The sequence below is a fragment of the Anabaena sp. CCY 9402-a genome (genome assembly GCF_963920945.1).
Taxonomy (GTDB): Bacteria; Cyanobacteriota; Cyanobacteriia; order Cyanobacteriales; family Nostocaceae; genus Trichormus; species Trichormus minutissimus.
The window spans coordinates 22,619-36,920 of sequence record NZ_CAWUDL010000067.1 but is presented as its reverse complement, the minus strand read 5'-3'; the positions used below and the strand labels follow the sequence as shown (position 1 = coordinate 36,920).

General features: G+C 43.0%; 11 protein-coding genes. 9 read left to right on the top strand and 2 right to left on the bottom strand.

Translation table 11 applies throughout. The annotated features are described in order from the left end of the window. Positions 1-222 precede the first annotated feature (222 nt). Positions 223-2,325, top strand: a complete 2,103-nt coding sequence (locus tag ACM0OR_RS21440; RefSeq protein WP_414578648.1) for an SPFH domain-containing protein — start codon at positions 223-225, stop codon at positions 2,323-2,325. Positions 2,326-2,393: 68 nt separating this feature from the next. Here the strand turns inward: ACM0OR_RS21440 and ACM0OR_RS21435 are convergent, their stop codons facing one another. Next, the gene (locus ACM0OR_RS21435; protein ID WP_414578646.1) at positions 2,394-3,023 is read right to left on the bottom strand and encodes a pentapeptide repeat-containing protein; all 630 of its coding nucleotides are present in this window, start codon (positions 3,021-3,023) and stop codon (positions 2,394-2,396) included. A 14-nt stretch (positions 3,024-3,037) separates the two neighbouring features. Here ACM0OR_RS21435 and ACM0OR_RS21430 point away from each other — a divergent pair, with 14 nt between their 5' ends. After that, complete coding sequence (locus ACM0OR_RS21430) at positions 3,038-3,517, top strand: YraN family protein (RefSeq protein ID WP_414578645.1); 480 nt, start codon at positions 3,038-3,040, stop codon at positions 3,515-3,517. Between the two features lie 165 nt (positions 3,518-3,682). Here the strand turns inward: ACM0OR_RS21430 and ACM0OR_RS21425 are convergent, their stop codons facing one another. Continuing rightward, positions 3,683-4,072: a hypothetical protein gene (locus ACM0OR_RS21425; RefSeq protein WP_190700334.1), complete on the bottom strand. Its 390-nt coding sequence runs from the start codon at positions 4,070-4,072 to the stop codon at positions 3,683-3,685. 423 nt (positions 4,073-4,495) lie between these two features. Between ACM0OR_RS21425 and queA the strand changes: the two genes are divergently transcribed. From queA to opcA, 7 genes are all read left to right on the top strand, one after another. Next, positions 4,496-5,659, top strand: a complete 1,164-nt coding sequence (queA, locus tag ACM0OR_RS21420; RefSeq protein ID WP_414578652.1) for a tRNA preQ1(34) S-adenosylmethionine ribosyltransferase-isomerase QueA — start codon at positions 4,496-4,498, stop codon at positions 5,657-5,659. Positions 5,660-5,840: 181 nt separating this feature from the next. Next, on the top strand, positions 5,841-6,989 hold the full coding sequence (locus tag ACM0OR_RS21415; RefSeq protein WP_414578643.1) for a tetratricopeptide repeat protein: 1,149 nt from the start codon (positions 5,841-5,843) through the stop codon (positions 6,987-6,989). Between the two features lie 506 nt (positions 6,990-7,495). Further along, positions 7,496-7,780, top strand: a complete 285-nt coding sequence (locus ACM0OR_RS21410; RefSeq protein WP_190700146.1) for an RNA recognition motif domain-containing protein — start codon at positions 7,496-7,498, stop codon at positions 7,778-7,780. 582 nt (positions 7,781-8,362) lie between these two features. After that, the gene (gene fbp / locus ACM0OR_RS21405) at positions 8,363-9,412 is read left to right on the top strand and encodes a class 1 fructose-bisphosphatase (protein ID WP_414578641.1); all 1,050 of its coding nucleotides are present in this window, start codon (positions 8,363-8,365) and stop codon (positions 9,410-9,412) included. A 230-nt stretch (positions 9,413-9,642) separates the two neighbouring features. After that, entirely contained in the window at positions 9,643-10,788 is a 1,146-nt protein-coding gene (tal, locus tag ACM0OR_RS21400) for a transaldolase (protein ID WP_414578639.1), read from the top strand. A gap of 121 nt (positions 10,789-10,909) precedes the next feature. Beyond that, positions 10,910-12,439, top strand: a complete 1,530-nt coding sequence (zwf, locus tag ACM0OR_RS21395; protein WP_414578637.1) for a glucose-6-phosphate dehydrogenase — start codon at positions 10,910-10,912, stop codon at positions 12,437-12,439. Positions 12,440-12,591: 152 nt separating this feature from the next. After that, positions 12,592-13,971 carry a glucose-6-phosphate dehydrogenase assembly protein OpcA gene (gene opcA / locus ACM0OR_RS21390; protein ID WP_323264602.1) on the top strand — a complete coding sequence of 460 codons (1,380 nt, stop codon included), beginning with the start codon at positions 12,592-12,594 and terminating at the stop codon, positions 13,969-13,971. The last annotated feature ends 331 nt before the right edge of the window (positions 13,972-14,302 follow it).

The following is a 14,302-nucleotide window of genomic DNA, read 5'->3' as shown; positions in this document are numbered from 1 at the left end:
TCTTGGCAACAATGCTTACTTTACATCACTTTGAGCCTTAACTGAACCGTATTGGATTACCACCGACTTACTTAGTCTTGGTTCACACTTCCCATTTCTTGTACGCAAAACTGCTGGTTACGATAGGCATAAATCAAAAAAATTACACCAAGTTTAAGAAAACCTGTCTTTAGCAAGTGAAGTGATACTTTAGATAATTAGTTGCCCAGAAGGGCGCAAATTATGAAAAATTTTTCATCTTCCCTTGGTAAGACTAAAAAAAATAAATTAGCTTGTTTTGCAACTACATTTATAGCTTCCTTAGCATTAGCTGGTAGTGTTAACCCTGCCAACGCTACTAATGTAAAAACATCTACTTTAGAAGAAATTGCCTCTGCATCAGTCCCTCTGGAGCAGACACAACCAAATATTGCTCAATTACAAATCAGCAACAGGCAATATCAAGCAGTTGGAGTTGATCCTGTATTGCTTGTCCCCATTGTGGTGGTTGGTGGTTTGGTCATCTTTTTCCCCCTGTTCTTTGGTGGATTAGTAGTTATTGGCGAACGAGAAGTTGGCGTTGTTGTCAAAAAATTCACTATTTCTGGAAAAGGTCTACCAGCCGGACAGCTAATTGCCCTCAACGGTGAAGCAGGTTTGCAAGCTGACACCTTAGCACCTGGTTGGCACTGGGGTTATTGGCCTTGGCAATATTCGGTACGCAAAGAGACAGTTGTTGTTGTTCCTCAAGGTGAAATTGCGGTTATTGTCGCTGCTGATGGCGAATCTAATCCACCAGAACGGATATTAGGTAAAATCGTTAGCTGTGATAATTTTCAAGATGCCCGAAAATTCCTCACCCAAGGAGGCGAAAAAGGGCGGCAAATGGGGTTTATCACTGCTGGTACATACCGGATCAACACTGCCCTGTTTAAAGTAATCATGGCTGCCAACGCCACTACTCACGGTATGACTCCCGAACAGTTACGCGTGTATACTGTGGCATCTGATAAAGTGGGCATCGTCACCACCTTAGATGGGATGCCGATATCCGGAGGTGAAATTGCCGGTACAGTGATTACAGGACACGATAACTTCCAAAACGGTCAGAAATTTTTGGATGGTGGGGGACGCAGGGGTTTACAAGAGCAAATTCTGCTTTCTGGTTCTTGGAATCTCAATCCCTGGCTTGTCAACGTTGAACAAGTACCAATGACGGAAATTCCCATTGGCTATGTAGGTGTGGTAATTTCTTTCGTCGGTAAAGCCCAAGAAGATGTGAGTGGTGCAGCTTTTACCCACGGTAACTTAGTGAATCCTGGTCATAAAGGTGTCTGGGTTGAACCTCTGTATCCGGGTAAACATCCCATCAACACCCGCATCATGAAAGTAGAGTTAGTACCAACTACTAACATCGTATTAAACTGGTCAGGACGCACAGAAAGGCATAAATACGACGCGAATTTAGAATCTTTAACTGTCCGTTCTAAAGATGGTTTCGCCTTTGATTTAGAAGTATCGCAAATCATCCATGTTGGCGCGTTAGATGCACCGAAAGTAATTTCCCGCGTGGGTGCAATGCAAAATTTGGTTGATAACGTCCTTGAACCCAGCATTGGTAATTATTTCCGCAACTCAGCCCAAGATTACACCGTGCTGGACTTTTTAAACGCTCGGAGTGAACGCCAAGTGGAAGCCTCAGAGTATATTAAAGCAGCATTGCGAGCTTATGACGTGCAAGCAATTGATACCTTAATTGGTGATATTCAACCACCAGCATCGCTGATGTTAACCCAAACAGAACGTAAGATTGCTGAAGAAGAACGCAAAACTTACGAAGTGCAGCAAATGGCACAAACCCAACGCCAGAAACTTGTGCGGGAGACAGCTTTGGCTGATATTCAACAAGAAATGGTGAAATCAGAGCAAAGCGTGCAGATTGCGGAACTGAAAGCCCAAGCAAACATTAAGCACGCCAATGGGGAAGCAGAATCTACCAAACTCAAAGCGATCGCAGAAGCGGAAGGGATTCGCGCCACAGGTAATGCCAAAGCTGAAACCTACCGTACTGGTGTGCAAGCCTTGGGAACACAAGGTTATACAGCCATGCAACTCATGCAGATTATTGGCGATCGCAATGTCCGCTTGATTCCTGATATCTTAGTTGGTGGTAGCAATGGCAGCACTAACGGTTTAGTTGATGGGTTACTGTCAATGATTTTATGGAATCAAACCAATAAGGATGGTGAGGCTACACTCATAGATCCACAACCAATAGTCCCTCCCACATCACCAGCCAATAGTACCAGTCAGATATTAGTAGAATCACCAAAAGATAAGTATTAAAAAATACTTATAGCAAACCCCCAATTTCTTCAAGAAATTGGGGTTCTATTTTTTAATATGTATTAATACTAAGGACAAAACAAACTATCCCGTGTGTCACGTCCAGTAGTAGGGTTAGTACCTTTAGCTAACTTGCACAATTTTTTTTGTTCATCCTGACGTAATAGCGCATCAGTAAAATCTGCTCCATCAATAATTGCGCCGTCAAACTTGGCACTAGCCGCAAATGCTCCTTCCAATACAGCATTTGTTAAATTAGTTTTGATGAGACGAGCTGAGTCTAGGGTAGCATTTGTTAGGTCTGCTCCCTGTAAATTGGCTGACTCTAAATTGGCAGCAAAGAAACTCACACCCCGTAAATTAGAGTTACTAAAGTTACTTTGACGCAAGTTAGCTTTCGTAAAACTAGAGTCTGTTAAATCACGCCCTGAAAAATCAGCCTCTATTAAAATTTCTTTGTTGTACTCAAGTGCTAAAGCTGTGGGAGAAAAACCAGCAATTACCGTGATGCCGACTGCTATGCACAGCAATAAACTAAGTATATTGGTCAAAATTCGATGATATTTTTTATGCCCTAACTCGAAGCGAGTAGAAGATAAATCGAGTTTAGAAGCTAATAGGCGATCGCTGTTTACGTAATTTTCCGCAAGAAAAGTACAGTATAGCCAATCGCTTAACCTAGATAACTTAAAATTCATGCTATTCCCAGCCAATGGTAAATCCTCCTCCATCACATTATGCCGATATTGGGGAATTAGGAGAAGACCTCGTAACTCAATGGTTACAATCTACAGGTTGGTTAATTATACAACGGCGTTTTTGTTGTCGTTGGGGAGAAATTGACATTATCGCTCAGTATCCCAATACAACAAGAAACCAAATAGACTCTACACTGGCTTTTATAGAAGTTAAAACCCGTAGTATCGGTAATTGGGATTCCTGGGGTAAAAATGCCATTACCCCTAAAAAACAGGCGAAAATCGGACGGACTGCTGGCATATTTTTAGCCAAATACCCTGAGAAAGCAAATTGCTCCTGTCGCTTTGATGTGGCGATCGTTCGTTGTCAGCCAATTTCGCAACAATACCCTCATCACAAAGTCATTCCAGAAGCCCTAGCCATCTCATCGGTTGCAGGATACCAATTTCAGTTACAAGAATATATTCCGGCTGCTTTCGATGTGATTGATTAGAGGCGATCGGTAATTGGTTATGGATGAAATATCTTTATTACCAATTACCAAATTGTATGTAACATCTTTAAATACATAAGGTTTTATGAAAAAAGGTAAAGGGCTAACTAGAATTTTGGCCAACCTAGTTTTTCCTGTCACCTGTTCCCTGTTCCCTGTTCCCTTTCAGGCCAGAGTTTCTGGACAATAACCCAACCCCCGGACAAACTGTTGTCGGAAAGCCTCTATTTCCTCTCTTTCTGGGCTACCGTGAGAAACGATCGCTACTTGATAGCGGCGCATCACATCAACAGGGCATTGCCCAGCTTCTAAACTCCAAAGTGCCATTTGTACCCGCATCGGCGGCTCATAGCTAATTCCCATTTCATTGAGAAAAGCTCGAATATCTCCATCCTCTTGGGGCGAAATTTGACCTTTTAGTTTGATCCTCACCACCCAACCATCAATTTGATGAATCACGGTGACGAACGAAACAGGAGTTCTAGGTCTAGCGTGCAAGTGTTGAACAACTCTCAGGGTGAGACTGGCATTTGCCAGATAATACAAGTATTCCATCATAATGCTTTTGGATCAAAGCCAATCCTACATTTCTATCTTCTTAAATTGATCCCTACTTTCGGTAGGGTAAAAGCCCCCGTCTTTGCATGGGGAGTTTTACCCAATTTTTATATTATTGTCTACGCGTCACTGATTCTTGTAGTCTAAGCAAGGGACTAGCACCGCTACGCGGAAGTCAAAAGTCAAAAGTCAAAAATGAAGAATTTTGCTTGTGTGAGATGGTAGCTTGATTTACGCCACGCTGTACTAGTGAATAAGAACTAGGGACTATGGACTAGGATTTTTACTCAGCACCGGCTAAACGCCGTGCTACCGCTAACATTACTCATTACTCATTACTCACAATCGGCTAAACGCCGCGCTACCGCTAACAGCACTCTTTCAATAGAACAGCTAGTATTACAAGTCAATCACATTCAAATGTCTAAACAAGCAACACAAGATACAAATTTAGATTGTTCATTAGCTGGATATGATTATGAACTGCCTTCAGAACTGATTGCTCAAAATCCGGCTGTTCCTAGAGATAGTTCTCGCTTGTTGGTAGTTAATGCTCAGACTACAGGAAATACAACAGCACCATTAAACCACATTTTTCATGATTTACCAGACCTCCTGCGCCCTGGAGATTTGTTAATCATGAATAACACCAAAGTCATTCCAGCAAGACTTTATGGACGTAAGTCAACTGGTGCAGAAGTAGAAATTTTACTTCTAGAAGAACGCCAGCATAACTGTTGGTTAGCCCTAGTTAAACCCGGAAAACGGTTTAAAACAGGAAGTAAAATCTTTTTTGAACCAGGAAAATTTCCTCTCTCCCCAATCCCCAATCCCCAGTTCCCAGTCCTCAATCCTCAGCTAACAGCTACCGTCTTAGAAACAGATAAGGACACAGGTGGACGCTTATTGCAATTTGATACACCAGATAATCAATCTTTAATCAAAGTTTTAGATAAATTCGGTGAAATCCCGCTTCCGCCTTACATTACTACATCCCAAGCGGCAGATGAACAGTATCAAACTGTTTACGCCGAACAACCAGGAGCGATCGCAGCTCCAACGGCTGGGTTACACTTTACACCAGAATTAATTGCTAAATTAGGCGATCGCAATATCAATCAAGCTTTTATTACTCTGCACGTTGGTGTAGGAACTTTTCGCCCTGTGGAAGTGGAAGATGTCACTAGCCATGAAATGCACGAAGAATGGATTGAAGTTCCCGCCGATACTGTAGAGAAAATTCGCGCCACCAAAGCCGCAGGGGGTCGCATTATCGCTGTAGGAACGACAGCAGTACGCGCTTTAGAAGGTGCAGCCGCCGCATCTGGAGATTTGCAACCTTTTTGTGGAAAAACCAACTTATTTATTTATCCTGGCTACCAATGGCGAGTCGTGGAGGGTTTAATTACTAACTTTCATCTACCCCGTTCTAGTTTACTAATGCTGGTTAGTGCGCTCATAGGCAGACAGAGGTTATTAAATATATACCAGCAAGCGATCGCTTCTCGATATCGGTTTTATTCTTTTGGTGATGCCATGTTAATTTTGCCAGAAGCTAAGAGAGTGCTGAGTAATGAGTGCTGAGTGCTGAGTGAGGAGTGGGGAGTGAGGAGTGGGGAGTTTAGATCAAAGAAAAGGGTAGTATTTTTCCCAATGCCCAATTCCCAGTCTCTTTACAAATTTTTCTTGTGCAACTTTTAATTTTTCATGTAGTGGTGGGTACTCTGACTTATAAGGATCTAAACCTTCGTGCAGAGATTCCATTATGTATAAAGAACATCTTTTGAAGCAGTGGTTATACGGTTTTTCTTCCATCACCTGTCATCGCATTTCCCGTTGGCAAAAGCCACCATTAGGGCTTCTCTGTGCTGCCTCTGCTGTTTTGATGTTGGCTGCACCGACGGTTTTTAATTTGCCAGGAGGTAAGGTACTCGCACAAATTCCTATCTCTCAGGATTTAGATGCGGCTATTTTTTACCAACAGGGAGTGACGCGCTACAACCGCAGCGACTGGCCAGGTGCAGAATATGCTTTTCGTCAAGCATTGCAGCAAGATCCAAATATTGGCATGGCAAGGAATTATCTGGGTAATATTTTCCTCATGCAAAATCGTCTAGATGTAGCAGTGCAGGAATATGGTGAGGCGATTAGAATTAACCCCAATCTGGGAGAAGCTTATTACAACTTAGGGTTAGCATTGCATCGCCAAGGACAAAAAGAAGCAGCTATTACAGCTTATCGTCAAGCTTTAGTAGTAGATCCAAGCAGGGCAACAACTCAATACAATTTGGGTTTATTACTCTACGAACAAGGAGAACTACCAGAAGCGATCGCAGCTTACCAACAAGCAATTAATTTTGATAGCAGCAATGCTAATGCCTATCATAATCTAGCGATCGCCCTGCAAGAATCTGGCAAAATGGAGGAAGCGATCGCCACTTATCAGCAAGTTCTTAAATTAGATCCCAAAAATGCCGCCGCTTATAGTAATTTGGGAAGTCTGATGGTACTCCAAGGTCAAACTGCTGAAGCTATTACAGTCTATACGCAGGCTGTTCGTCAAGATCCTAAAAATACCTCAGCTTATTATAATTTAGGTGTCACTTTATACAATCAAGGCGACCTAAAAAAAGCTAGCAGTGCCTTAAAACGCGCCCATAACCAATACCGCGAGCAAGGTAATCTTGAGCAAGCACAAAAAATTGAACAACTAATGCAGCAAGTTGATCAAAAAATCGCACAACAAAAACTTGAGCAGCAACAAGCATCTAATCCTCAGCAGACACCAAAGCCTAACAACAATGAAGTAGAAACTAATTCTAGTGATACGCCTGTCTCATCTGAACCACCTCTACTTCAACCAGTTATTCCTGGTTCTACGCCAGATCAAGATGATCGTAATGGCAAAGTGTAAATAATTAAAGATTTATAGTCAGGGATTTAGTCCTAAAAAAAGGGCTAAATCCCTGACTAAGAAATCAATTCCGATAACTTTACATTGTTTAACATAGTTTTATTTATTCCCACGGCTTACTTAAGATAAACAGCAATCACCGGATCTTAAATAAGTTGGTTTACTGAACCAAGAACCCTCAAAATTCTATTTCGAGGAGTGCTAATATTCTGAAAATTGTATTTTAGAAAACAAAATTATCTGAACTATCAAACATATAAGAGTTGCTAATTGTATTTTATTGAAAGTTTGTAAAATCTCTCACTTTGAAAAATGTCACAATCAGTTATTATATGAGCGTATGCTTTAGTTCAGAAGCAGAGGAGGATTAGTTGAAGATTATGCTAGCAATATAAATGCTGCCTTACAACACTTGCCATCTGTGACTTAAAAGAGACTATGCAAGCTTTGCAATCTGTTTTATCGCTGAACTAGTTGCTCTGTTTTTGACAATTACGTGATCCCACATGACTATCTACGTTGGAAATCTCTCTTACCAAGCTACCGAAGCAGACTTGAAAGCCGTATTTGCAGACTACGGCGAAGTCAAAAGAGTTGTTTTACCTACTGACCGTGAAACCGGGCGGATGCGTGGTTTTGCTTTTGTTGAAATGAATGAAGACACCCAAGAGGATGCAGCTATTACTGAATTAGATGGTGCAGAATGGATGGGTCGTCAACTTAGAGTCAACAAAGCTAAACCGCGAGAAGATGACCGACGAGGTGGTTGGAACAAAAGACAAGACTTTTAATCTGGCTACGAATTTTAGCACTATTGTTTAGAGTAGCGCAACGTCCATGGGCGTGAAGTTTACCTTTCCCAGTGTCACGAGTAGAAAAATGATTTTTTTCCTATTTCTGTGGTAAAAAAAATCATTTTTTAAACACCAAAACACAAAGGAAAAAATATTCTTCTCTACTAAAATTTGTGTGCATTGTATCTTTACCTTCAAAGGATTGAAGTGTTGATTCTGCTATGAAGTGCTAGCAATAATCAGCCATTATTAACAAATTGACAATACCAATCCGACCAGTTAACTTTAGGCAAAAATTTCTAATAACTCGTCGGATTTTTTTTGGTAGAAAAATTTGTATTCTACGTAAGATTTATTTGTTTAGATGTAATAAACACTAAGTAAATGCTGTAAACTTATTTTTCTGCAATGGCGATCGCCCCAAGCATGGCAGCCAAAAAAATTGATTCCTTTAGTTTATCTAAAATCACATCTAAGTTATCAAATTACCTTTCTAAGATAGAGGCAGCAGCTATAAGTTGCCATAATGAAACTGACTCACCCAACTAACAAACAGCCAGTCCCTAGGGAGTAACCAAAATGACTAAAGCGTCAGAACCTTTAGAGATGTCGATGAACGACGCTACAGACAAAAGCCTAGATCGTGATTGTACAACCTTATCACGTCACGTACTACAGCAACTTCAGAGTTTTTCCCCAGATGCACAAGATTTAAGTGCGCTGATGAATCGGATTGCTTTAGCAGGCAAACTAGTTGCGCGTCGCCTCAGTCGTGCCGGTCTAATGGAAGGCGTTCTGGGATTTACTGGGGAAGTCAATGTGCAAGGAGAATCCGTCAAAAAGATGGATGTCTACGCCAACGACGTATTTATCTCAGTGTTTAAGCAAAGCGGCTTAGTTTGTCGCCTAGCTTCCGAGGAAATGGATGAACCCTATTACATTCCCGAAAATTGCCCCATAGGTCGCTATACCCTGCTATATGACCCCATTGATGGTTCATCAAACACCGATACTAATCTGAGTTTGGGGTCTATTTTTGCGATTCGTCAACAAGAAGGAGACGATAGTGATGGACAGGCTAAAGACCTACTCACCAACGGACGTAAGCAAATTGCTGCGGGGTACATACTTTACGGGCCTAGCACCATGCTGGTCTATACCATTGGCACAGGAGTTCATTCTTTTACCCTAGATCCCAGCTTGGGAGAGTTTATCCTCACTGAAGAAAATATTAGGATTCCCAACCACAGCCCCATCTACAGCGTGAACGAAGGTAACTTTTGGCAATGGGAAGAATCCTACCGGGAATACATCCGTTACGTCCATCGCACAGAAGGTTACACATCCCGCTACAGTGGCGCAATGGTAAGTGATATCCACAGGATTTTGCTACAAGGTGGTGTATTTATTTACCCAGGTACAATTCAAAAACCAGAAGGAAAATTGCGGTTGTTATATGAATCTGCTCCCCTAGCCTTTTTGATGGAACAAGCTGGCGGTCGTGCTACTACAGGCTTAGTAGAAATATTAGACGTAGTACCGACAAAACTGCATCAACGCACCCCATTAATTATTGGTAGCAAAGAGGATGTCGCCAAGGTAGAGTCGTTTATTCAGAATGGTCATTAAGGAGGCAGAAGGCAGAAGGCAGGAAATGAGTATCGTAACAGTATCTTTACTCAGCACTCAGCACCGGCTAAACGCCGCGCTACCGCTAATAGCACTCAGATTATCTCAGCTGGCCGATGCAATAAGTGAATAACGACGCAAAAATGCAAATGTCACCATCAAAACTTTTGATTTTGATGAGTTTGGTCAAATTCACTTAGAAACATCATTAATGGAGTGAAACAACAGCTATGGCCACCAATCATCTATTAGAAATTAAACAATACGGCCAAAGTATTTGGATGGATAATTTGAGCCGGGACATTATTCAATCAGGGGAACTCAAAAACCTAGTTGAAAATCAAGGCATCTGTGGCATTACCTCCAACCCAGCTATCTTTGAAAAAGCGATCGCGGATAATGCGATTTATGATGCTGATATCGAAGCCGGCATTGAGGCAAAACTACCCACATACAAAATTTATGAATCCCTAGTGTTTGCAGATATCCGCAATGCCTGTGATATCTTGCGCCCTGTATATGAAGCCTCGAATAAACAAGATGGTTATGTGAGTATTGAAGTACCCCCAACCATCGCCCATGATACCCAAGCCTCAATAGCAGAAGCCCGGCGGTATTTCCAAGAAATTGGGCGGGAAAATGTCATGATAAAAATCCCTGGTACAGAGGCAGGATTACCAGCAGTTGAACAGGTAATATCTGAAGGCATTAATGTGAATATTACTCTGCTATTTTCTGTGCAAAGCTATATCAAGACATTAGAGGCTTATATGCGGGGCTTAGAAAAACGCTTGGCACAGGGTAAAGATATCAGCTCGATTGCTTCTGTGGCTAGCTTCTTTCTTAGTCGCATTGATAGCAACGTTGACGGCAAAATTGATGCCAAATTACAACGGGGCGTTGATGATATTAATTTAGAAGCCAGACTTAGAGCCGTCAAAGGTAAAGTAGCGATCGCAAATGCCAAGATTGCTTATCAAGAGTACAGAAAAATTATTGCGGATAGTCGTTGGCAAAACCTAGCCGCCAAAGGCGCAAAAGTGCAAAGATTATTGTGGGCTAGCACCAGCACCAAAGACCCCAACTACAGCGATGTCATGTATGTTGATGAGTTAATTGGCCCAGATACCGTCAACACCCTACCACCAGGAACAATTACCGCCTGTGCCGAACACTGTAGTGTCGCTAATCGTCTAGAAACAGGAGTAGATGAAGCTTATCAGCTAATAGAAAGCCTCAAAGACCCCGACATCAATATTGATCTCAATGCTGTTATGGATGAACTGTTAATCGAAGGTATTAACAAATTTGTCCAGCCCTTCCAGTCCCTAATGAACTCTTTAGAGCGCAAAGTCAAGCTATTGTCACCAGTATAGGGACTAGGAATTTTAGATTTTAGATTTTGGATTTTAGATTGAACTCCAATTCAAAATTGCAAATCTAAAATCTAAAATTTTTTCCCCAATCCCCAATCCCCACCTAGAATCGAAAACTGTTATGGTTAGTCTCCTAGAAAATCCCTTGCGCGTTGGTCTGCAACAACAAGGGATGCCCGAACCTCAAATCATCGTCATCTTTGGCGCATCTGGTGATTTAACCTGGCGCAAACTCGTCCCCGCACTGTACAAATTACGCCGAGAGAGACGTATTCCCCCAGAAACTACCATCGTCGGCGTAGCACGTCGTGAGTGGAGTCACGAATACTTCCGCGAACAAATGCGGAAAGGTATGGAAGAGGTTCATGGTGGTGTTGATCCCGAAGAACTCTGGCAAGATTTCTCTCAAGGTCTGTTCTACTGCCCTGGAGACATAGATAATCCTGAGAGTTACCAAAAACTGAAAAATCTCTTAAGCGAATTAGACGAAAAACGGGGTACACGAGGTAACAGAATGTTTTACCTCTCCGTTGCGCCTAACTTCTTTCCTGAAGCTATTAAACAGCTAGGGGGAGGTGGAATGCTAGACGACCCCTACAAACATCGTCTAGTCATTGAAAAACCGTTTGGTCGGGACTTGGCATCTGCTCAAAGCCTCAACCAAATAGTACAGAAATATTGTAAAGAAAACCAAGTCTATCGCATCGACCACTACTTGGGTAAAGAAACAGTTCAAAACTTGCTGGTCTTTCGCTTTGCCAATGCGATTTTTGAACCCTTGTGGAATCGTCAGTTTGTTGACCACGTACAAATTACCGTAGCTGAAACCGTAGGTGTAGAAGACCGGGCTGGTTACTATGAAAAAGCCGGCGCACTGCGGGATATGTTGCAAAACCACCTGATGCAGCTTTACTGTCTGACAGCGATGGAAGCACCCAACTCAATGGATGCTGACAGTATCCGCAGTGAAAAAGTGAAAGTTTTGCAAGCTACACGGTTAGCCGATGTACATAACCTGTCACGTTCAGCCATACGCGGTCAATACAGTGCCGGCTGGATGAAAGGACAGCCAGCACCAGGGTATAGGGAAGAGCCAGGAGTTGATCCCAGTTCTACAACCCCTACCTACGTAGCAATGAAATTTATGGTTGATAACTGGCGTTGGCAAGGTGTCCCCTTCTATCTGCGGACTGGTAAGCGGATGCCAAAAAAAGTCAGTGAGATTTCCATCCACTTCCGCGACGTTCCTTCTCAGATGTTCAAATCCGCCGCGCAACAAAGAAACGCCAATATTTTGGCAATGCGGATTCAACCCAATGAAGGAATTTCTCTGCGTTTTGATGTCAAAATGCCAGGAGCAGAATTCCGTACCCGTTCCGTTGATATGGACTTCAGCTATGGTTCTTTTGGGATTGCAGCCACTTCCGATGCGTATGATCGCTTATTCCTTGATTGTATGATGGGCGACCAAACATTATTCACCCGTGCCGACGAAGTAGAAGCAGCTTGGCAGGTAGTCACCCCCGCCCTTTCTGTTTGGGATACACCCGCCGATCCCGCCGTTGTTCCCCAATATGAAGCAGGTACTTGGGAACCCGCAGAAGCAGAACTTTTGATTAATCAAGACGGTCGTCGCTGGCGCAGACTGTAGGAATAGGGATTGGGGATTGGGGATTGGGGATTGAGAATTGGGGAATAGGTATTGCTTGTTGACCTCTAAAGGTTTTTCTTCCCCTACACCCCCACACCCTCACAGCCCTACACCCTCAATTCAAACTGATCACTGACAACATCACAACTACTATGACTTCCCAAGCCCCAACTATTTTCTCTCTTCAAGCCCCCAAGGATATTTCGCTTAACGAAATTGAAACGGAACTAAATCAAATTTGGCAAAGCTACGGTATCACTGGCGAAGATGGCGCATTACCTGCGGCTACTCGCGCTACTACTTTTACTTTGGTGGTTTACGAACCTGAAGAAACCCAATATCTGTTGGCATCTCTGGGATTCTACAATGGCCCAATTGATGGCATTTTAGGCCCACAGACAGATGCAGCTTTGCGACGAGTGCAAATCAAGTATGGGCTACCAGAAAGCGGAACAACCACACCCGAAACCCTAGCTAAACTGCGGGAAGAATTTGCTAAACGTCAAGGTAACGGTACTACAGGAGAAATTGCTAACGGCATCACTTCCTATAGTTTCAACGCCACCAGCCCCAGAATTGCGGATGAAATCGCCCTCCGCAATCCTTGCCGCATTATTGCTTTGTGTCCTATTGCTGGGGAAGATGAAGGTGTCAAGGCGCAGGTTTCTGCCTACTGCCCAATTCAAAAGCAATCTTCCAGTACACTAATTTGCTGCGAATACATTACCTTGAGTGGCACTGCCGCCGCTTTAGAACGAATAGGCGGGATGATTCCAGCTTTGTTGATTGGTGGCTTGCCCAAGTTCCTCTGGTGGAAAGCTACACCAGACCCCAACAACTTATTGTTTAAGCGATTGGCAGCTGTTTGCAACAACGTCATTGTTGATTCTTGTAATTTCAACGAGCCAGAAAGCGATTTAAGTAGCCTCCAAGAGCTAGTAAAAATTGGTGTACCTCTAGCTGATTTGAACTGGCGGAGACTCGCAGCCTGGCAAGAATTGACTGCTGAAGCTTACGATTCTCCCCACCGTCGCGCGGCTTTGGGAGAAATTGACCGTGTGACACTTGATTACGAAAAAGGCAACCCAGCCCAAGCATTACTATTTTTGGGTTGGTTGGCGAGTCGTTTGCAATGGCTGCCAGTTTCCTATGAAAAGGAAAGTGGAGATTATGATATCACCCGCATTCGCTTTGTTGCCCCAAATCAACGACAAGTAGAGGCAGAATTAGCCGGAGTTCCAGTTGCAGATGTGGGCGATATTGTGGGTGATTTGATTGCCCTGCGTCTGAGTTCAACTAATGCTCAAGCAGACTGCGGTACTGTCATTTGTTCAGAGACTGGCGGTTGTATGCGGATGGAAACCCACGGCGGCGCACAATCTGCGGGTTTATTCCAACAGGTGAGTTCTTTATCAGAACAAAAAGCAGAAGCGTTACTCAGTCAACAGGTACAACGCTGGGGTCGTGAGGCGTTATTTGAAGAAAGCCTAGCAGTAATTGGGCAAGTATTGAAGTTAGACGCGAACAGTTAATACCAATTCAAAATTCAAAATTAAGGTTGCTTGATTTTGGAAAATTGGTATAAGTTAGCTCAGATACTAAAGATAGCTTTGAACTCAGAACCTCAGTTTTAAAGAAACTGGGGTTCTCATGTTTGACACAAAAGTTTTGCTCGGCAAATACCCCGGAGGTCTTGAACTTTGTTAGCGCAGCGTAAAGCCTTCTCTTAGCAGAGACGCTGCGTGAACGGCATAGCTTCTCCTGTCGGAGAGTCTGCGTCCCGCAGGGAACATAGAGAGGGTCATTTTGAATTGATTTGTCCTCAGTCCCTAGTCTCCACATCGTGATGTACATTGAGAAAGA

Coding starts and splice junctions, on each gene's coding strand:
- ACM0OR_RS21440 (WP_414578648.1), top strand. CDS start 223: ATGAAAAATTTTTCATCTTCCCTTGGTAAGACTAAAAAAAATAAATTA.
- ACM0OR_RS21435 (WP_414578646.1), bottom strand. CDS start 3,023: ATGAATTTTAAGTTATCTAGGTTAAGCGATTGGCTATACTGTACTTTT.
- ACM0OR_RS21430 (WP_414578645.1), top strand. CDS start 3,038: ATGGTAAATCCTCCTCCATCACATTATGCCGATATTGGGGAATTAGGA.
- ACM0OR_RS21425 (WP_190700334.1), bottom strand. CDS start 4,072: ATGGAATACTTGTATTATCTGGCAAATGCCAGTCTCACCCTGAGAGTT.
- queA (WP_414578652.1), top strand. CDS start 4,496: ATGTCTAAACAAGCAACACAAGATACAAATTTAGATTGTTCATTAGCT.
- ACM0OR_RS21415 (WP_414578643.1), top strand. CDS start 5,841: ATGTATAAAGAACATCTTTTGAAGCAGTGGTTATACGGTTTTTCTTCC.
- ACM0OR_RS21410 (WP_190700146.1), top strand. CDS start 7,496: ATGACTATCTACGTTGGAAATCTCTCTTACCAAGCTACCGAAGCAGAC.
- fbp (WP_414578641.1), top strand. CDS start 8,363: ATGACTAAAGCGTCAGAACCTTTAGAGATGTCGATGAACGACGCTACA.
- tal (WP_414578639.1), top strand. CDS start 9,643: ATGGCCACCAATCATCTATTAGAAATTAAACAATACGGCCAAAGTATT.
- zwf (WP_414578637.1), top strand. CDS start 10,910: ATGGTTAGTCTCCTAGAAAATCCCTTGCGCGTTGGTCTGCAACAACAA.
- opcA (WP_323264602.1), top strand. CDS start 12,592: ATGACTTCCCAAGCCCCAACTATTTTCTCTCTTCAAGCCCCCAAGGAT.